Here is an 18,155-nt window from a genome sequence, read left to right on the forward strand (position 1 = left end):
GACGACGACCCGGTGGGGGATGGGCATGGACTTCGCTGACAGCGACGCCGACCTGGCGTTCCGGCGCGAGGTCGGCGACTGGCTCGACAAGGCGCTGGCCGACGTGCCCGACCAGGAGGAGCTGTCGCAGGACGAGCGCGAGCACTGGTCGCGAGTGTGGCAGGACCGGCTGTGCGCCGGTGGCTGGGCCGGCCTGTCGTGGCCGACCGCGCACGGCGGCCGGGGCCTGGACTCGCTGGCGCAGGCCGTCTTCAACGAGGAGGCCGCCGTGCGCGGCGCGCCGTACCCGCTCAACGGGGTCGGCATGATGCTGGCCGGGCCCACGATCATCGCCCACGGCACCGACGAGCAGCAGGCCCGGCACCTGCCCGGGATCCTGCGCGGCGAGACGTACTGGTGCCAGGGCTTCAGCGAGCCCGGCTCCGGTTCCGACCTGGCGAGCCTGCGCACGGCCGCGACCCGGGTGGACGGCGGGTGGCGCGTCAACGGGGCGAAGATCTGGACGTCCAACGCGCACAACGCGTCGAAGTGCCTGCTGCTGGCGCGCACCGACCCCGACGCGCCGAAGCACCGGGGCATCACCTACTTCCTCGCCCCGATGGACGCCTTCACGGTCCGGTCGCTGGAAATGATCAACGGGGACACCGAGTTCAACGAGATGTTCCTCGACGACGTCTTCGTGCCCGACTCGGACGTGCTCGGGGGCGTCGGCAACGGCTGGACCGTCGCGCTCACCACCCTGGCCTTCGAGCGCGGCAGCATGGCGCTCAACCTGTGGGTGTGGGCCCGGCAGGCGGTGGACCGGGTGGTCGACCTCGCGGTCGCGCGCGGCGTGGCCGACGACGGCGCGTTCCTCGACACGGTGGGCGCGCTGCACTGCGACGCCGAGGCGGTCCGGATCGGGTCGATGCGCATGCTCGGCGAGAGCCGGGCCGGCGGCGTGCCGGGCCCGGAGACGTCGGCGCTCAAGAGCCTGTGGGCGCAGGTGGTGCAGAACGCCAACCGCCTCGCCGTGCAGCTCGACGAGGCCGGCGGCGTGCTGCTCGACGGCGACGGGGCCGCCGCCCGGATGCGCCGCTACCTGCGTGCCCGCGCCCACACCATCGAGGGAGGCACGGAGGAAGTCCAGAAGTCGATCCTCGCGGAGCGGGTGCTGAACCTGCCCCGCTCGCGCTGAGCGGAGTGGCCACATGCGAGCAACCTTCACCCCGGAGCAGCGGGAGATCGGCGACACCGTCGCCGCCCTCGCGGCGGGGGAGAAAGCCCGGGCGCGCGACGCCCTGACGGGCCCGTGGCGCGCCCCGGCCTGCGACGGCCCGCTGCTGGGCGACTTCGGCCTCCTCGGCGTGCCCGAGGCCGCCGGCGGCGTCGGATCGCACCTGATCGACCTGCTGGTCGCCGTCGAGGCGCTCGGCGAGCGGCTCGTGCCGAGCCGGTTCCCGGCGCACGCGGCCGCCGTCCAGCTGCTCTGCGGCGGTGACCGGCCCGACCCGCTGCCCGACGAGGTGCTCTCCGGCGGCCGGGTGCTCACCTGCGCGGTCGACGTGCCGGGCGGCTCCGGCTGGGCGGACGGGGTCTCGCCCGATCCGCTGGTGCGGACCCTGGTGCCGTACGCGGCGCAGGCCGACGGCGTCGCCGTCCTGGGCCCCGACGGGGTCTGGACCGCCGAGGCGGCCGGGGTCGCCGCGCGGGACTCCGTCGACCCGTCGGTGCCGCTGTCGGACGTCACCGTGGCCGCGCCGGGCCGCGTGTCGCCCGCCGGGGCGGGCGTGCGGCGCGCCGCGCTGGTGGTGGCCGCCGAGCTGTGCGGGGTGGCGCAGGGCGCGATCGACCTGGCCGCCGAGCAGGCCCGCACCCGCCGGCAGTTCGGTCGGGTGATCGGCTCGTTCCAGGGGGTCGCGTTCCAGCTCGCGGAGGCCGCCACGGCGCGCAAGGCCGCGTGGGACCTGACCCTGTACGCCGCGTGGGCGGTCGACACCGGCCGCCCCGACGCCGGGATCCAGGTGCACGCGGCGAAGGCCGCGGCCGGGCGGGCGGCGGTCTTCGCCGCCGAGCGGTGCATCCAGGTGCACGGCGGGATGGGCATCACGATGGAGGCGGACCCGCACCTGTTCCTGCGCCGGGCGCTGGTGCTCGACGCCCGGCTCGGGCGCGGCTCGTGGCACCGGCGTCGCGCCGGCGAGCTGCGGGTCGGCGCGCGGGTCGGCGAGTCGCCCGTTCCCGGGCGCACCGCAGCGGCCTGACCTGCGCAACCCTTGCAGGCCATCTAGCACGGCAGTAACATACCGGCTGGTCGGAATAAACGAGGAGAGGCCGTGAAGTTCGGAATCATGAACCTGTTTCCGGTGAGCGATGGCACATCGGACCACCAGGTGCTGCGGGAGACCCTCGACGAGATCCAGCTGGCCGACGAGCTGGGCTTCGACTCGATCTGGCTGGCCGAGCACCACTTCTCCAAGTACGGCATCCTCGGCAGCCCGGTGAACTTCGGCATGGCCGTCGCCGAGCGCACCCGGCGGATCACCATCGGCACCGCCGTCCTCGTGCTGCCGCTGCACCACCCGCTGCGCCTGGCCGAGGACATCGCCGCCCTCGACGTGCTCAGCGGCGGCCGGGTCCGCATCGGCGTCGGCCGGGGCTACCAGCCCGCCGAGTTCGCCGGCTTCGGCATCCCCCTGGAGGAGTCGAAGCAGCGCTACCAGGAGACCCTGGAGATCCTGCGGCTGGCGCTGTCGCAGGAGAACTTCTCCTACCACGGCCAGATCTTCCACTACGACAACGTCACGACCTACCCGCGCCCGCACACCCCCGGCGGCCCGCCGATCCTCCAGGGCACCGTCTCCCCCGACAGCTTCCGCGAGCGCGGCGCGGTCGGCGAGTCGATCATCACCTCGCCGAACTTCACGCCGTTGGGCATCATGCAGAAGAACTTCAGCCTCTACCGGCAGAGCATGCGGGAGAACGGGTTCGACATCGCCGACTACGAACTGCCGTTCATGCAGCAGGTCTGGTGCGGCGACGGCGAGGAGGGCCTGCGGGAGGCCGCCCTGGCCGCGATGAACTACTACAAGTCGGTCGGCAAGGTCATCCCCGGCTCGGAGGAGGCCATCGAACAGGAACGCTCCTACTACGCGGCCGTCGCGAAGAACATCGAGCTGCTGACCCTGGAGCAGACGCTGACCCACGGCGGCAACTTCGGCTCGGCGCAGCGGGTCATCGAGACCATCGAGATGCTGCGCGAACAGCTCGGCATCAACCACTACATCGGCTGGCTGCGGATCCCGTCGCTGGACCGCCGGGCCGCGCTGCGGTCGATGGAGGAGTTCGCCGAGAAGGTCATCCCGCACTTCCGCGCCCAGGAGCAGGCCGACGCCGCCCCGGTCGCCCCGCCCGTCACCGAGGCGGTCGTCGGGTGAGGATCAGCTGCTTCCTCAGCGCCCAGTTCGACCCGTCGGCCTCCGCCGTCGACGGCATCGACGGCGTGCTGGCCCAGGCCGCCGCCGCGGAGGCGGCCGGCTTCCACACCGTCTACCTCGGCCACCACTACCTGGCCCGGTCGGCGTTCGTCCAGCCGATCCCGCTCGCCGGCTATCTCGCCCGCGCCACCTCGCGGGTCCGCATCGGCTTCGGGGTGCTGCTCGCGCCGCTGCTGAACCCGGTCGCGCTCGCCGAGGACCTCGCGTCCCTCGACGTGCTCTCGGGCGGCCGGCTGACCGTCGGCATCGGCGCCGGCTACCGCAAGCGGGAGACCGCCGCCTTCGGCGTCGCCTGGGACGACCGCCTGCGCCGCCTGCGCGAGTACGTGCCGACGCTGCGGTCGCTGTGGAACGGCGAGACGGTCGATCTCGCCGGCAGCTGGGGCGAGGTCCCCGGCGCGTCCCTGGCGCTGCGCCCCGTGCAGCCCGGCGGCCCGCCGCTGTGGATCGGCGCGTTCGCCGAGCCCGCGATCCGCCGGGCGGCCCGGCTGGACGCGCCGTGGCTCATCGGCCCCAAGGGCAACGACGCCGAGCTGGCCCGGCTGCTCGGCATCTACCGCGCCGACCTCGCCGAGCGCGGCTTCGCCCTCGACCGGGAGTACCCGATGACCCGCGAGGCGTACCTCGGCGACAGCTACGCCGCCGCCGTCGCCGCCGTCCGCCCCCACCTTGAGCGCCAGTACGCGGGCTACAGGTCGTGGGACGACGCCCAGTCCCTCGACCTCGACCGCTACCTCGCCGAGGACTGCCTCGTCGGGTCGGCCGACGAGATCGTCGACAAGCTGCGCCGCTGGGAGACCGACCTCGGCATCACCGAGGTCTCCCTGCGCCACCAGTTCGTCGGCGCCGGGCAGGACGAGGCGATGGAGCAGCTCGCCCGCTTCGGCGCGGAGGTCATCGCGCGCGTCGACACCGCACCGACCACACGGGAGGCGTCCCGATGAGCGCCGGCAACCTCGCCCGCATCCTCGACCGGCGCTGCGCCGACCGCCCCGACGTGCCGGGCCTGTACGGCGAGGACGGGCGGTCGTGGACGTTCGACCAGATCGACCTGCTCGCCGGCGGGGTCGCCGCCGCGCTGCGCGCCGAGGGCGTCGGCCCCGGCGACCGCGTCGCCTGCTACCTGACCAACGGCCCGGAGATCGTCTTCTTCCTCTTCGGCGCGTGGAAGGTCGGCGCGGTCCCGGTCACCGTGAGCAGCCTCTACAACGCCGCCGAGCTGGCCGAGTCGGTCGCGAAGACCGACCCGCGCCTGCTGCTCGTCGACGACCGCCGCCCCGACGTGGTCGCCGAGTTCCTCGCCGCCGCCGGGGACGCGCCGCCGGTGCGCAGCGTCGCGGAGCCGCTCGCCGGCGCGGCGGCCCTGCCGTGGCGGCACGAGGCGCGGGTGCCGGCGGTCGACGTCGCGCCCGAGGCCGAGGCGTGCATCCTGTTCACCGGCGGCACCACCACCGGGCGGCCGAAGGCGGTCAGCGTCACCCACGGCGGGACCCGCGAGTCGCTCGGGCGGCTGGCCCGGGTCAGCACCGGCACCGACGCCGAGGGCACCGCCGCGCCCGACGCCGCCCCCAACCTCATCGCCCTGCCGCTGTTCCACAGCGGCGGCCAGCACTCGCTGCTGTTCGCGTACTTCGTCGGGCGGGCCGCCGTGGTCTGGGAACGCTTCGGCGTCGACCGGCTCGCCGGCCTGATGGACCGGTTCGCGTTCGACAACCTCTTCCTGCTGCCCACGATGGTCTTCGACATCGTGCACGCCGAGCGGGACCTGCCGTTTCACGGGGTCAAGTCCGTCCTCGTGGCCGGGCAGGCGATCTCGTGGCCGGTGCGGCGCGCCTTCGAGGAGCGCTACCGGGTGCCGATCCTGGTCAACTACGGCTCGACCGAGGCCGGGCACATCGCCGGCTGGACCGGCCGGGACATGAAGGCCGGGCGGTGGAAGCCCGGGTCGGCCGGGCGGGTCTACCCGGGCGTGGAGCTGGAGATCCGCGACGACGCGGGCGAGGCCCTGCCCACCGGCTCGTCGGGCGAGGTGGTCGTCCGGTCCGCGCTCACCCGGGGGTACGTCGACGACGCCGAGGCGTCCCGGGACCTGGTCCGCGACGGCTGGGTGCACACCGGCGACATCGGCTACGTCGACGCCGACGGCGTCCTGTTCCTCGTCGGCCGCAAGCGCGACATGATCAAGTGCGGCGGTTTCCAGGTGTGGCCCGAGGAGATCGAGGACGTGCTGCGCGAGCACCCGCTCGTGCGCGACGTGCGGGTGCTCGGCCGCCCCGACGACCGGCTGGGCGAGATCCCCGTGGCGCTCGTCGTGCGGGAGGCCGACGCCGCGGTCACCGACGCCGACCTCGCCGACGCCGTCGTCGCGTACGCCCGGGACCGCCTCGCCCACTTCAAGACCCCCCGGCGGGTCGAGTTCGTGCCCGCCCTGGAACGCAGCACCACCGGCAAGACCAGCCGCGCGGCGGCACCCCTGCCGGAGGCGGGCAGAGCGGCAGCCGTGTCGCAGGAGGGAGGAAGCCGATGAGGTTCGGCATCATGGCGTCGCACCAGTACCCGCACGGCGACGACCTGCGCGCCCACCTCGACGACCTGTTCGGCACCGTCGAGCTGGCCGCCGAACTGGGCTACGACTCGGTGTGGACGATCAACCACTTCCAGTCCAACCTGGCCACGCCCCAGCCGATCTCCATGCTGGCCAGCCTGATCCCGCGCTCCGGCGACATGCTGCTCGGCACCGGCATCCTGCTGCTGCCGATGTTCCACCCGGTGCACGTCGCCGAGGAGTTCGCCACCCTCGACCACCTCTCCGGCGGGCGGGTGGTCCTCGGCGTCGGCGCCGGCTACCGCGACAACGAGTTCGCCGCGTTCGGCATCGACCCGGAGACCCGGTTCCGCCGCTTCGACGAGAGCCTGCGGCTCATCCGGGCCCTGTGGACCGGGCAGCCCGTCACCCACGAGGGCGAGTTCTACCCGCAGACCGACGCCACGATCGGGGTGCGCCCGCTGACCCCGGGCGGGCCGCCGATCTGGATCGGCGCGGGCGGCAAGAAGGCCGTCCGCCGGGCGGCCCGCCTCGGCGACGCCTGGTACGCCCCGGGTAACTCCCCGAGCCGCCGCTTCCTGCCCGAGCACCTGGCCGTCTACAACGAGGCCCTGGCCGAGTACGGCCGCGACCCGGCGACCGTGCAGCGGCCCGTCGGCGTCGAGCTGTACTGCGCGCCGACCACCGAGCGGGCCGTCGAGGAGGCGCTGCCGCACGCCCGCGTCGAGTACTCGACGTACGCCGAGTACCCGGCGCTGCGCTGGCAGCGGGACCGATTCGACGAGCTGGTGCGCAACACGCTGCTGCTGGGCTCCCCGGAGTTCCTCGTCGAACGGATCTCCGCCCTGCGCGACCTGGGCTTCGACCACCTGATCTTCCGTCCCGGGTGGCTGGGCATGCCCACCGAGAAGCTGCGCGCCTCGCTGCGGCTGTTCGCCACCGAAGTGATCCCCGCCTTCCGCACCCCCGCCACCTAAGGAACCGCCGTGAAGAAGACCGAAGCCGAGCTTCTGGAACACCAGTGGGACGTCGAGAACATGGAGGTCGACCCCGAGGTCCTCGCGAAGTACGTCCGCTACGACGTCGACGAGGAACGGTCCGTCGCGACCATCACCTTCGACCGCCCCGAGCGGCTCAACGCCATCCCCGTGGCCGCGTTCGAGCGGGTCGGCGACCTGGTCCGGGAGGCCGAGACCGACGACCGGGTCAAGGTCATCGTGTTCAAGGGCGAGGGCGAGCACTTCGGCACCGGCGCGGACGCCGCCGAGCTGGGCCACTACATCGGCTACCGGACCGGCACCGACAAGGCGTCGCGGCGGCGGCCGGCGCAGCGGCAGCGGATCCTGCCCGACCGCAACGTGCTCAGCTCCGGCTTCACCCGTCCGATCATCGAGTCGCTGAAGGCGACCATCTGCCAGGTGCAGGGCTACTGCTACGGCGGCCACTTCCAGATCGCGCTGTCGGCCGACATCGTCATCGCCTCCCCGGACGCCCGGTTCACCCACCCCGCGTTCCGCTACCTCGGCCCCGCCCCGCAGGACATGTACCACTGGATCGAGAAGGTCGGCCTGACGACGATGAAGGACGTCATGCTGACCATGCGGGCCATCGGCGCCGAGGAGGGCGAGCGCAAGGGCCTGGTCACCAAGGTCGTCGAGCGCGACGAGCTACAGAAGTGGGTCGACGACTACGCCGACGCGATCGCGGTCATGCCGCTGGACTCGCTGATGATGGGCAAGTCGATGATGCAGGTCGTCATGGAGGCCCGGGGCAAGGGCCTGGGCGCGATGACCGGCTGGGTCGGGCACGGCTGGGCCACCAACGTCAGCTTCGACGAGGGCGACTGGAACTTCCTCAAGGAGCGCCGCGAGAAGGGCATCGCCCAGGCGCTGGCCGACCGGGACCGGCTGGTCGCGCCCTACTTCCGACTCAGCGACACCCGGTCCCGGGAAGAGTAGGCGCGCGGCGTGAGGTTCGGCATCCTCCTCGACCACCAGTACGCCCCCGGCGACGACCTGGGCCGACGCCTCGGTGAGACCGTCGAGTACGTCCAGCACGTCCGCGACCTGGGCTACGACTCGGTGTTCGGCATCCACCACTACCTGTCGTCGCTGCGCACGCCGCAGCCGCTGCCGCTGCTGAGCCGGCTCGTCGACCACTCCGGGACCATGCAGCTCGGCACCGGCATCCTCATCCTGCCGCTGGGCCACCCGGTGCACTGGGCCGAGGAGATCGCGACCATCGACCAGCTGTCCGGCGGCCGGTTCGTGCTGGGCATCGGCTCCGGCTACCGCGACGTCGAGTTCGCGTCGTTCGGCATCGACCGGCGCACCCGCGTGTCGCGGATGAACGAGGCCCTCGCGGTGATGCAGCGGCTGTGGACGGGGGAGACGGTCCACCACGAGGGCAAGCACTTCGCCCTCGACGGCGTACGGTGCAGCGTCCTGCCCGTGCAGCGCCCGCACCCGCCGGTGTGGGTCGGGGCCAACGGCCCGACGGGCATCGCCCGGATCGCCCGGCAGGGCCTGCCGTGGCTGGCCCCGTCGAACGTGCGGCGCAACTGGGCCGTCGGCAACCTGGCCGACTACCGGGAGCAGCGCCGGGCGGCCGGCTTCGGCGAGGACGGCGCGGTGTTCCCGATCCACCGCGACCTGTGCGTCGCGGACTCGGCGGAGGCGGCCTTCGCGGTGGCCGGCGACGCGGTGCGCCGCTCCTACGGCGAGTACGTCCAGTACGGCATGGACTTCTTCGAGTCGCAATGGGACGCGATCAAGGAGAAGGCGCTGTTCTTCGGCTCGCCCGACGACATCGCCGCGAAGATCCGCGACTTCGCCGACGCCGGCTACAACCACTTCGTCTTCCGCGCCCAGTGGCTCGGCCTGCCCATCGAGCGCTCCATCGAGATCGTCGAGCGGTTCGCCCGCGAGGTCATGCCGAGGTTCCGCCCGTGAGGATCGGTCACGTGATCGTCCCCGCCGGGGACCTGGACGCCCAGCTCGCCTTCTACACCGCCCTCGGCCTGACGGTGCGGTTCCGCGACGGCGACCGGTACGCCGCCGTCACCGACGGCACCGTCACCGTCGGCCTCGCCGACGCCACCCAGCAGCCCGTCGCCGGGCGGACCCTGCTCAGCGTGCAGGTCGACGACCTGGACGCCTGCCTGGCCGGGCTGGTGGCGGCCGGCGCCACGGCCGGTGCCCCGCAGGCGGGCCCGCACGAGCGGCGGGCGGTGGTCGTCGACCCCTGCGGCAACCCGCTCGTCGTCTACGAAAGGAACCCGGCATGACCGTCAGCGACGCGCTTCGCGGCCGTACCGTCGCCGTGCTCGGCGGCACCGGCCCGCAGGGGCGCGGCCTCGCCCGCCGCTTCGCCGCGGCCGGGCTCGACGTGGTGCTCGGCTCGCGGGACGCCGCACGCGCGGAGAGCACCGCCGCGGTGCTGCCCGGCCGGGTCCGGGGCGCGGCGAACGCCGACGCGGCGGCGGCCGGCGACATCGTCGTGGTCGCCGTCCCGTGGGACGGCCACGCCGAGCTGCTCACCGAGCTGGCCCCGGTGCTGGCCGGCAAGGTCGTCGTCGACTGCGTCAACCCGCTGGGCTTCGACCGGCAGGGCGCGTACGCCCTCCCCGTCGCGGAGGGCTCGGCGGCCCAGCAGGCGGCGGCCATCCTCACCGGATCGACCGTGGTCGGCGCGTTCCACCACGTCTCCGCCGTGCTGCTGGAGGACCCCGACCTCGACACGGTCGACACCGACGTGCTCGTGCTCGGCGACGACCGCGCGGCCACCGACCTCGTCGGAGACCTCGCGGCCGTCATCCCCGGGGTGCGCGGCGTCTACGGGGGGCGGCTGCGCAACGCCCACCAGGTGGAGGCGTTCACGGCCAACCTGATCTCGGTCAACCGCCGCTACCGGGCGCACGCCGGCCTGCGCGTCACCGACGTGTGACCGGGCCCGGCGCGGGTGGGACTACTCGCGGTCGTAGCCGCTGAGCAGTTCGACGCCGCGGAGCAGGGCGCAGTGGTCGAGAGCCGCCTCGCCACGGGCCACGGCCGACGCCACGAGCTGCGCGGCGACGGCCCCGAGAGGAATGGCGGCTCCGATGCTGCGCGCGGTGTCGGTGACGATGCCCATGTCCTTGTGGTGCAGGCCCATGGTGAAGCTGGGGGTGTAGTCGCGCCGCAGGAGGTTGGGCTTCTTGCGGGCGAGGACGTTGGAGCCGGCGAGACCCCCGCCCAGCACGTCGAGAGCGGCTTCGAGGTCCACACCCGACCTCTCGAGGAAGACCACCGCCTCCGCGCACGCCTGCATGTTGATCGCGAGGACCAGCTGGTTGGCGGCCTTCACCGTCTGACCGAGACCATGGGTGCCGCAGTACGTGACGGTTCTGCCGAGCGCCTCGAAGACGGGCCTCGCCTCCTCGAAGTCGTCGCTCTCCCCGCCGACCATGATCGACAGGGTGCCCTCGATCGCCCCGGTCTCACCGCCCGCGACCGGAGCGTCCAGGACCCGGATGCGCCGTTCGGCGGCGACGCCGGCCAGCTTCATCGAGCTTCGCGGGGCGATGGTCGACATGTCGATCAGCAGCGTGCCCGGCCGGGCGTTGGCCAACACCCCGCCAGGGCCGTAGGCGATCTCCTCGACCTGTGGGGCGTCCGGGAGCATGGTGATCACCACATTTGCGTCGCGGACCGCCTCGCGCACCGACGCCGCGGTTCGGCCGCCCGCCGCGAGCAGCGGCCCGGTCCTGCCGGGGCTGCGGTTCCAGCCGTACACGGTGTGTCCGGCCCTGCACAGGTTGACAGCCATCGGGCTGCCCATGGTGCCGAGGCCGAGAAAGCCGATGGTCCGCACAGCGGAACTCCTTCGTGGGGGTGGGGAAGGGAGGGAGCAGATGCTCCAGGTCTGCCGGTGGCTGGCGGGCGGCGTCGGGCTGCGCGGCGTCGTCGACCTGTTCGTGCGGCGGGTGCGGGACGGCGCAGGATGAGCCCCCTGTGGGCATGGCCGGGCCCCGGCGAGCAACCTCGCCGGGGCCCGGCGTTCCTGTCGCGCACCGCTGTCGCCGCGGGAGGCCGCCCTCCTGGGCCGGCACCCGGGCGGCCGCGCAGGAGGCGGAGCGCTGCGGAGCGTCGGCGTCGGCAGCCGGAAGGCGCGGAACGCGACGTGGCGCGAGCCGGGAGCTGGGCGCGTTCTTCGCCCAGGCGCGCCACCCGGCTCAGAAGTTGAGGTCCAGCGCCCTGACCTTGTCCCGCTCGCGGTGCGGGTGGCTGTCGGGGAAGACGAAGCAGCGGGTGTTCTTCAGCCTGTCGTCTTCGACCTTGGCCGTGGAGAAGATCACCACCGGGACCCGCTCCCCGTTGTTGAGGAAGTCCGCCCGGAAGTCGATGATCGGCGCGTCCTCGCCCCAGCGGCCCAGGAAGTCCTCGACGACGTCCTGGTCGGCGTAGATGCGGCGGATGTGGTGCCCGACATAGGTCTCCGGCTGCGCGCTCGCCCCGACGATCGAGATGTCCTTCCAGTTCGCGTGGGCGACCGTGCCGTCCTCCTCGATCAGGTGGATGGCGACCGGGCAGTGGTCGTAGTACGCCCGGATGAACCGGACGGCCTCCGCGCCGACCGGCGCGTAGGAGTCGCTGGACCGGTCTACCTGGTTGATCCACACCTGTGCGGTGGAGGGGCCTTCACCGGGCGTGGGGGAGGGCGTCGGATGGGTGGTGACCGGCCGCAGAGCCCAGAAGCCGTAGATCCTGCCGTCGACCTCGCCGAAGCCGATGTTGGCGTATCCGGAGGCGAAGTCGGGGTTCGCGAAGCGGGCTTCCCGGTTCTCCACCGGCGTGCCGGCCGCCAGCAGGGCGTCGTAGTCGTCGACTCCCAGCGCGGCGGCGAGCGGGGTGCCGGCCGCGGCCGTGTCCCCCAGCAGCTCCGTGGCGGCCTTGTTGGCCAGCACCACGGCACCGTCGGCGTCGGTGACCAGCATGCCGGGAGAGGCCCAGTTGAACAGGTCGAGTAGTTGCTCCGGGGAGGGGTAGGTCGACATGGCTGCCTGTCCGCCTTTCCTGTGGTTTACAGAACCTTGCGGCTGTAGTTGAAGACCTGTCCGGTGGGTCCGTTCGACGGGAACTCGGCGATGGTCACGATCCACTCCGCCACGGTGCGCGGAGCCTTGAGCCAGTCCGTGCCGAATCCCGCGTTGATGGCGCGGATGATCTGGTCGTTGACCTCGCCGTCCAGCCCGGCCATCGTCATGGCGGTCGCCACGGGTCCGGGACGTACCTCGTTCGCCACCACTGCGTCGTCGGCGAACTCGACCGAGCACGCACGCATCAGGGTGGTCATCGCGGCCTTGCTGGCCGCGTACGCCCAGCGCTCGGGCTGGTAGCCGTTGGCCAGGCTGGCCCCGACGAACGTCAGTGAGCCGCCGCCGCCCTGCCTGAGCAGCGGCGCCGTCTCCTGCACGAGGTGCAGCGCCGTGCGGACGTTGGTCTCGTAGGCGTCGCTCGCCACCTGCCACTCGACCTTGACGAGGTCGGCCGGGTCCGGTGAGGCGCCGGCGTTGAGCACCACGGCCCGGACCCCGTCCGCGGTGACGTCGGCCACGGAGGCGAGTGCGGCCCGCAGGGCCTCCCGGTCACGCAGGTCGACGACGCTGTCGACGTAGCCGCTCTCGTTCGCGAGGACGGGGTTGCCGCGCCGGGACAGACCGACGACGGTGTACGCCCGGCGCAGGAACTCCGCCGCCACGGCCGCGCCGATCCCGGACGACGTTCCCGAGACCACCGCCACCGGGGTACCTTCCGCTGCCATCAGGCAGCCTGGAAGACGGTCGCGTCGATGGCCTTGAGCGTGCGCATCGACTCGACGGTGATCACGCCCGGATCCAGCTTCCGGCCGTGCAGGCGCTCGATCTCGATCACCATCTGGACGAACTGGAGGCTGGTCACCGCCCCCGACTGGATCAGGTCGGTGTCGTCCTGGATGTCGAACGGCTCCTCGTGCAGGCTGTCGAGCCACTTGCGCAGCGACACGATCTTGCTTTCCACTGTGTCCTCTTTCCTATCTCGCCCTGAATTCAACGGAGAAGTTCGTGGGGCGGGAGAACGACTGGCTCTCCATGCCGAGGCGGTCGCGGGTGATGACCACGTCCGAGCAGCGCTCGATGATCTCCTCGATGAGCAGCGAGAACTCCGTCTTCGCGAGCATGGCTCCCGGACAGGCGTGCGCCCCTACCGCGAAGGGAACCGAGCCCTTCGTGCTCCTGCCGAGCTGGAACCGGTCGGGGTGGTCGAAGACCCGCGGGTCACGGTTGGCTCCCGCGATCGAGGTCAGCACCGCCGAGTGCCGCGGCACCTCCACGCCCCGGACGGTCAGGTCCGCACTGGCGAACCGGACGACCGTCTGCACGGGTGGGTAGAGCCTCAGCACCTCCTCGACGTAGTCGTCCCGGACCCGGTCGTCGCGCAGCTCGTCCAGATCGAAGACACCACGTCCCATGCAGTACACGAGCGAGGTGATGAACGCGCTGCTCGTCTCGGTGCCCGCCAGGAAGAACAGCAGCGCCGTCGACCGCACCTCGCTGTCGGTCAGCAGGATGCCCTTGCGGTCCCGGGTCCGCTCGATCGTCTCAAGCAGGGACTGCCCGCCGACGGCCCCTGCCGCCCGCTGGTCCTCGATCAGCCGCAGCAGCTCGGCGACGTTGGCGTGGGTCTCCTCGGTTTCCTCGGTGGGATAGTCCAGAAGCCGCGCCAGCGGGCGGGTCAGCTCGTGGAACCGGTCGGCCAGGGAGACGTCGATGCCGAGGATCGTGCACACGATGCCGTACGGCACCCGGTGCGCGAACGCGTTGTAGAAGTCGTCGGTCTCGACGCCGGTGAGGCTGCCGACCAGCTCCCGGACGAGTCCGGGCATCAGCGACCTCTTGTACTCCGCGATGCGTCCGGCCGACAGGATCGGTGCGAGGAGGGCACGGAACGCCCGGTGGCTGGGCCCGTCGGCGTCGAGCACGTTGGGGCCGAAGGCACGCGCGCTGGCCTTGAGCGGGTGTTCGGCCACGATCGCGGGGTGGGCGAGTGCCTCCTGCACGGCCGCGTTGCCCGTCACCGCGAACAGCCCCTCGTCGAGCCGGTGGACGTCGGCCCCGGCCGGCAGGCTCCGGAACCAGTACGGCCGTGCCAGAAGGCGCGTCGGAGAGGCCCCGGTCGCTACTGCGGGCATGTGACGTACCCCCCGATACCCAGGCCGGTGATTCCGGCCAGCAGCCGCATCGCCGCCAGCCATTCGGCGCTGGTCAGTCCCATGGAGCCGGGTTCCGTGTAGAACGCGGTGAGCGATCCGTTCCTGCCGTCGGGCCCGTGGATCCGGCAGCGGAAAATCGTCTTCCCATGAAGGCCAGCGGAAGGAACGGGCGGCACGGCCCCGGCTCCGGAGGTTTCGCCCGAGTCGTCGGCGCCGAGGGTCAGGCCCCCGAAGACGATGGCGATTTCCGGAGTGAGGTTCCGCCGAATGAGCTCGAAGGTGAGCCGCAACCGTTCTTCGGGGCCGTGCTGATTCGCATAGCGGTCGAGGAGGGCATTCGCCGCCTCCTGGACCCGTTCGATCCGACGTTTGCTCTGAATGGATTCGAGTGCGACGGAGAACTTCTCCTCCGTGTGGTTCTTCGTGCTCAAGTCTCGATTCCTTTCCTGTGCACGGGATTCGGCACTCGTGGTTCGGGAATCCGTCCCGGCGCTCAGGGGCTGTAGCCGAAGCGCGCCGAGAGCTGCAACTTGTCTATCTTGGTGTTCTCGAGAAGCGGCAGCGCGGAGACGAAGTGCACCCTGGTGGGCACCATGTAGCTCGGCAGCAATTCCCTGAGGCGGCCCTGCAGTTCCAGTTCGGTGACACCCTCTTCGGGCCTCTCGGCGAACAGGACGATGCGCGGCGTTCCGTTACGGTCGGGGAGGGAAAGGGCGACCGACCGCACCTTTCCCAGCGTGCGGACTGCCGACTCGATCTCCGCCGGTTCGATTCGATGCCCGGCGATCTTGATCTGGGAGTCCGTGCGGCCGATGAAGTGCAGGACGCCCGACTCGTCCACCCAGCCCCGGTCGCCGGTCAGATAGACCCTGGTCCTGGTCCCCCCGACCGTGACGTGCCGGAAGGCGGAGGCGGTCTGCTCGGGGGCGTCCAGATAGCCGAGGGCGAGGCCTGTCCCGGCGATGGCGACCTCGCCCGGCTCGCCCGGCCGCACCGGGGCGCCGTCGCGGACGACGTGCAGCCTCGTGCCCGGCACGGTACGGCCGGCCGGGATGCCCGACGCCCGGTCCGTGTCGTCCCTGGTGATCCGGTGGACGGTGGCGAACACGCAGGACTCGACGGGGCCGTAGCCGTTGTACAGCTCGATGCCCGGGTAGGTGTCGAGAAGCTTCCGGCAGGTCGCCGGGGGTGGCTTGTCTCCGCCCAGCAGCACGGCGCGCAGACCGTCCAGGCAGTCGATGCCGCCGCCCGCGATCACGTCGAAGAGCGACGGGGTGAGGAAGAGGTGGGTGGCGCCCAGGTCCCGGACGTAGGTGCGGATCGCGGGCGGCAGGAGGAGATCGTCCTCGTGCACGACGGCGGTTCCGCCGCTGAGCAGCATTCCCCACAGTTCCAGGGTGAAGGCGTCCCAGGCGACCGCCGCTGCGTGGATCATGACGGGGTGCGCACCGAGGTCCATGAAGGCGCTCGGGGTGAACAGCCTCGTGGTGGCAAGGTGCGGAGACAGCACCGCCTTGGGAGCGCCGGTGCTCCCCGACGTCCAGAAGAGGGTCGAGCAGGCGTCCGGCGGCACCCTGGGCAGGTCGACCGGCAGCCCGGGCGGGGCGGTCCGCCCCAGGGCCGCGAAGGTGAGGTGGTCGATCCGCGCCTCGTCGAGGCGAGCGGAGCCCGCGGCGTCTGCCAGCACGACGGGTGGTCGCATGTCGTGCAGCAGCCGGGTGACGCGGGGAAGCGGCCACCTCACGTCCAGGATTCCGTACGCGCCGCCGGCCATGAGTATGCCGAGCAGCGCGGCGGCCAGGTCGGGTGACCTGCGGGCCACGACGGGGACGAACCTGCCGGGTCGTACGCCGTGGCCGATCAGGTGGTGGGCGATCCGCCGGGCCCCGGCCGCGAGTTCCGCGTAGGTGACCGCTCGTTCGGTGGTGACGACGGCGCTGCGGTCGGGGAATTCCTGGGCGACCTGCCCGAATCTCTCGTGGATCGTTCCTGAAGGTGCCCTGTCGTACCTCTTGCTGCGCACGATCGATCCCCAGTCGGCGTGATGGCGGACAATCAGTGAGTCATTCCGGAGGGGTCTGGTCGAATATCATCGACGACGGTACGACCGAACCCGGCACGAGGTCGAGGCGCGGGGGAGCGGAGAATTCCAGGAGAACGGCGCCCTCCTCGCCGACGAAAGTAGCCGTGTGTCGCTGGCGGGAAGGGATGTAGGCGACGTCGCCGGCGTTGAGCTCGTATTCCGTGCCTTCGCAGACGAAACGGATGGACCCTTCGGTCACCACGACCCACTGCTCGTTCTCGTGCCAGTGGGGCGGTAGGTTCAGGTCTCCGGACTGGTCGGCGACCACCTTGAGGCAGGACATCTCCTGGCCGAAGACGAAGCGCCGCGACAGCGCAATACCCTCCGCCTTGAGTTCCTCGTGGTCAGGCCAGTTGATCTTCATTGGATCTCTCCTTCTCGGCGCACAGGTTCGACAGGGCGGGGCCTATAGTGCCTGCCTGGATATTGCCTGGGGGAGCTGTTTTCGAGCCAGCCAAGACGCTACGTAGCGGAGTGATTACTTTCAATGGTCATCTCATATTCCGGGCGCTCACCCTAAGGTCTGGTTGACTATTCGATATTGTGAAGAGAAAGTGATCTCTATTGTCCGCTGTTGATATTTCCCGCCTCTACCAGGTCCGCGGGCGGTGAGTCGGACGAGCCCGCGACGCGGTCGGGAAGGCGGAGCGCCAGCACGACCGGGACCGCGAACACGAGGAGCGCCGCGTAGAAGGCGGTGCGCAGCCCGCTCGTATCGGCCAACCACCCGAACGCGGGAGAGCACAGGCCGCCCGCCGCCATGGCCAGCCCCAGGGTCAGCCCGCTTGCCGTGCCGGGGTGGTGGGGCAGGTAGTCCTGGGCGAGGGTGACCTGCGCGGCGAACGGCACGAACATGGCGGCGCCGAACAGCGTGGCGCTCAGCACGAGGACCGGAAATGCCGGGGCCCAGGCAACGCCGAACAGCGCGGGAAGGGCTGCCAGATAGCCGACCCGGACCGAGGTCATCCTGCCCTGCCGGTCGCCGAGCCAGCCGCCCAGCAGGGTCCCCACGGCCCCGGCCGCGGTGTAGCAGGTGAGCACGACGGCACCCGCCGTCCCGGACTCGCCCAGATCGCGCTGCGCATGCAGGGACACCAGCGAGGTGACGGTGACGAAGGGGATGGACCACCCGATGACGACGGCCACCAGACGGCCGAAGGAGCGCCAGTCGTCGGCCTGCCGGGTGCGGCCCGCCGCCGACTTCGCCGAGGCGCCGGTCACCAGCGGGGGCGCCTCGGTGTGGCCGCGCCACCGCATCCATGGCCCCTTGAGCGCCCAGGCGACCGCCATGGCCAGGGCAGGGACCGCCAGCAGGTAGCTCCCGTCGAATCCCGCCGATCCGATCACGAGGGTGACCAGTGACGGCGCGACCGCCCCGCCGATCGTCCCGCCGACGGAGAAGATGCTCATGGCCCGCTGCGAGGAGCCCCCGGCGGCACGCGCCTGACTCGTCGCGGGCGGGTGGTAGGCCGCGATGCCGATCCCCGCCAGTGCGACACAGAGCCAGGTGACGACATAGCCCCCCGACAGGCCGGCCGCGACCACCCCCAGGGCGGCGGTGACGAACCCGGCCGGCACTAGCCAGCTGCGCGGCCTGCGGTCGGACAGGATGCCGAACAGCGGCTGGAACAGGCTGGAGACGCCGCTCGCCGCGAACGCCAGGCCGGAGACGGCGGCGTAACTGTAGTGCCGTTCGGCCATCAGGAACGGCAGCATCGCGGGGATCGCGCCCTGATACAGGTCGTTGACCGCGTGGGTGCCGGTGAGGAAGCCAAGTTGTCCCTTTTTCATGGAAAAGCGTGTTCCGTTCCCTAGTGAAGAC

19 protein-coding genes are annotated in these 18,155 nt (G+C 71.7%); 10 read left to right on the forward strand and 9 right to left on the reverse strand.

The annotated features are described in order from the left end of the window. Nucleotides 1–25 precede the first annotated feature (25 nt). The 10 genes from O7633_RS32830 (at nucleotide 26) to npdG (ending at nucleotide 9,966) form a co-directional block, all read left to right on the forward strand. On the forward strand, nucleotides 26–1,177 hold the full coding sequence (locus tag O7633_RS32830) for an acyl-CoA dehydrogenase family protein (protein ID WP_282325193.1): 1,152 nt from the start codon (nucleotides 26–28) through the stop codon (nucleotides 1,175–1,177). A gap of 13 nt (nucleotides 1,178–1,190) precedes the next feature. Further along, nucleotides 1,191–2,243, forward strand: a complete 1,053-nt coding sequence (locus O7633_RS32835; protein WP_282325194.1) for an acyl-CoA dehydrogenase family protein — start codon at nucleotides 1,191–1,193, stop codon at nucleotides 2,241–2,243. A gap of 87 nt (nucleotides 2,244–2,330) precedes the next feature. Next, the gene (locus O7633_RS32840) at nucleotides 2,331–3,416 is read left to right on the forward strand and encodes an LLM class flavin-dependent oxidoreductase (protein ID WP_278136398.1); all 1,086 of its coding nucleotides are present in this window, start codon (nucleotides 2,331–2,333) and stop codon (nucleotides 3,414–3,416) included. Further along, a complete protein-coding gene (locus O7633_RS32845; protein WP_282325195.1) occupies nucleotides 3,413–4,420 on the forward strand; it encodes an LLM class flavin-dependent oxidoreductase in 1,008 nt (335 codons plus the stop codon). Before O7633_RS32840 ends, O7633_RS32845 begins: the two co-directional genes overlap by 4 nt. Continuing rightward, a complete protein-coding gene (locus O7633_RS32850; RefSeq protein ID WP_282325196.1) occupies nucleotides 4,417–6,003 on the forward strand; it encodes a class I adenylate-forming enzyme family protein in 1,587 nt (528 codons plus the stop codon). The genes O7633_RS32845 and O7633_RS32850 overlap by 4 nt, the downstream gene beginning before the upstream one ends. Further along, nucleotides 6,000–6,998, forward strand: coding sequence for an LLM class flavin-dependent oxidoreductase (locus O7633_RS32855; RefSeq protein WP_282325197.1), 999 nt, complete (start codon nucleotides 6,000–6,002; stop codon nucleotides 6,996–6,998). Before O7633_RS32850 ends, O7633_RS32855 begins: the two co-directional genes overlap by 4 nt. Before the next feature lie 9 nt (nucleotides 6,999–7,007). Next, nucleotides 7,008–7,979: an enoyl-CoA hydratase/isomerase family protein gene (locus tag O7633_RS32860; RefSeq protein WP_043963097.1), complete on the forward strand. Its 972-nt coding sequence runs from the start codon at nucleotides 7,008–7,010 to the stop codon at nucleotides 7,977–7,979. Nucleotides 7,980–7,988: 9 nt separating this feature from the next. Next, nucleotides 7,989–8,972 (forward strand): LLM class flavin-dependent oxidoreductase, encoded by a 984-nt coding sequence (locus tag O7633_RS32865; RefSeq protein WP_282325198.1) that lies wholly within the window; start codon nucleotides 7,989–7,991, stop codon nucleotides 8,970–8,972. Beyond that, a complete protein-coding gene (locus tag O7633_RS32870; RefSeq protein WP_282325199.1) occupies nucleotides 8,969–9,307 on the forward strand; it encodes a VOC family protein in 339 nt (112 codons plus the stop codon). Before O7633_RS32865 ends, O7633_RS32870 begins: the two co-directional genes overlap by 4 nt. Continuing rightward, on the forward strand, nucleotides 9,304–9,966 hold the full coding sequence (gene npdG / locus O7633_RS32875; RefSeq protein WP_282325200.1) for an NADPH-dependent F420 reductase: 663 nt from the start codon (nucleotides 9,304–9,306) through the stop codon (nucleotides 9,964–9,966). Before O7633_RS32870 ends, npdG begins: the two co-directional genes overlap by 4 nt. Before the next feature lie 21 nt (nucleotides 9,967–9,987). Here npdG and O7633_RS32880 read toward each other — a convergent pair whose 3' ends face one another. The 9 genes from O7633_RS32880 to O7633_RS32920 form a co-directional block, all read right to left on the reverse strand. Continuing rightward, entirely contained in the window at nucleotides 9,988–10,872 is an 885-nt protein-coding gene (locus O7633_RS32880; RefSeq protein ID WP_282325201.1) for a 2-hydroxy-3-oxopropionate reductase, read from the reverse strand. Nucleotides 10,873–11,233: 361 nt separating this feature from the next. Continuing rightward, nucleotides 11,234–12,055, reverse strand: coding sequence for a PAS domain-containing protein (locus O7633_RS32885; RefSeq protein ID WP_282325202.1), 822 nt, complete (start codon nucleotides 12,053–12,055; stop codon nucleotides 11,234–11,236). 26 nt (nucleotides 12,056–12,081) lie between these two features. After that, nucleotides 12,082–12,822: an SDR family oxidoreductase gene (locus tag O7633_RS32890; RefSeq protein ID WP_282325203.1), complete on the reverse strand. Its 741-nt coding sequence runs from the start codon at nucleotides 12,820–12,822 to the stop codon at nucleotides 12,082–12,084. Then, nucleotides 12,822–13,058, reverse strand: a complete 237-nt coding sequence (locus O7633_RS32895) for an acyl carrier protein (RefSeq protein ID WP_282325204.1) — start codon at nucleotides 13,056–13,058, stop codon at nucleotides 12,822–12,824. The genes O7633_RS32890 and O7633_RS32895 overlap by 1 nt, the downstream gene beginning before the upstream one ends. A gap of 13 nt (nucleotides 13,059–13,071) precedes the next feature. Further along, entirely contained in the window at nucleotides 13,072–14,229 is a 1,158-nt protein-coding gene (locus O7633_RS32900; RefSeq protein ID WP_282325205.1) for a cytochrome P450, read from the reverse strand. Further along, complete coding sequence (locus O7633_RS32905; protein ID WP_282325206.1) at nucleotides 14,217–14,681, reverse strand: hypothetical protein; 465 nt, start codon at nucleotides 14,679–14,681, stop codon at nucleotides 14,217–14,219. The genes O7633_RS32900 and O7633_RS32905 overlap by 13 nt, the downstream gene beginning before the upstream one ends. A gap of 62 nt (nucleotides 14,682–14,743) precedes the next feature. Further along, entirely contained in the window at nucleotides 14,744–16,273 is a 1,530-nt protein-coding gene (locus tag O7633_RS32910) for an amino acid adenylation domain-containing protein (protein ID WP_282325207.1), read from the reverse strand. 40 nt (nucleotides 16,274–16,313) lie between these two features. Then, nucleotides 16,314–16,697: a cupin domain-containing protein gene (locus O7633_RS32915; protein WP_282325208.1), complete on the reverse strand. Its 384-nt coding sequence runs from the start codon at nucleotides 16,695–16,697 to the stop codon at nucleotides 16,314–16,316. A 197-nt stretch (nucleotides 16,698–16,894) separates the two neighbouring features. Next, nucleotides 16,895–18,124: an MFS transporter gene (locus O7633_RS32920; protein WP_278134294.1), complete on the reverse strand. Its 1,230-nt coding sequence runs from the start codon at nucleotides 18,122–18,124 to the stop codon at nucleotides 16,895–16,897. Between the last annotated feature and the right edge of the window lie 31 nt (nucleotides 18,125–18,155).

Source organism: Micromonospora sp. WMMD712 (assembly GCF_029581295.1).
In the GTDB taxonomy this organism is placed as follows: Bacteria; Actinomycetota; Actinomycetes; order Mycobacteriales; family Micromonosporaceae; genus Micromonospora; species Micromonospora carbonacea.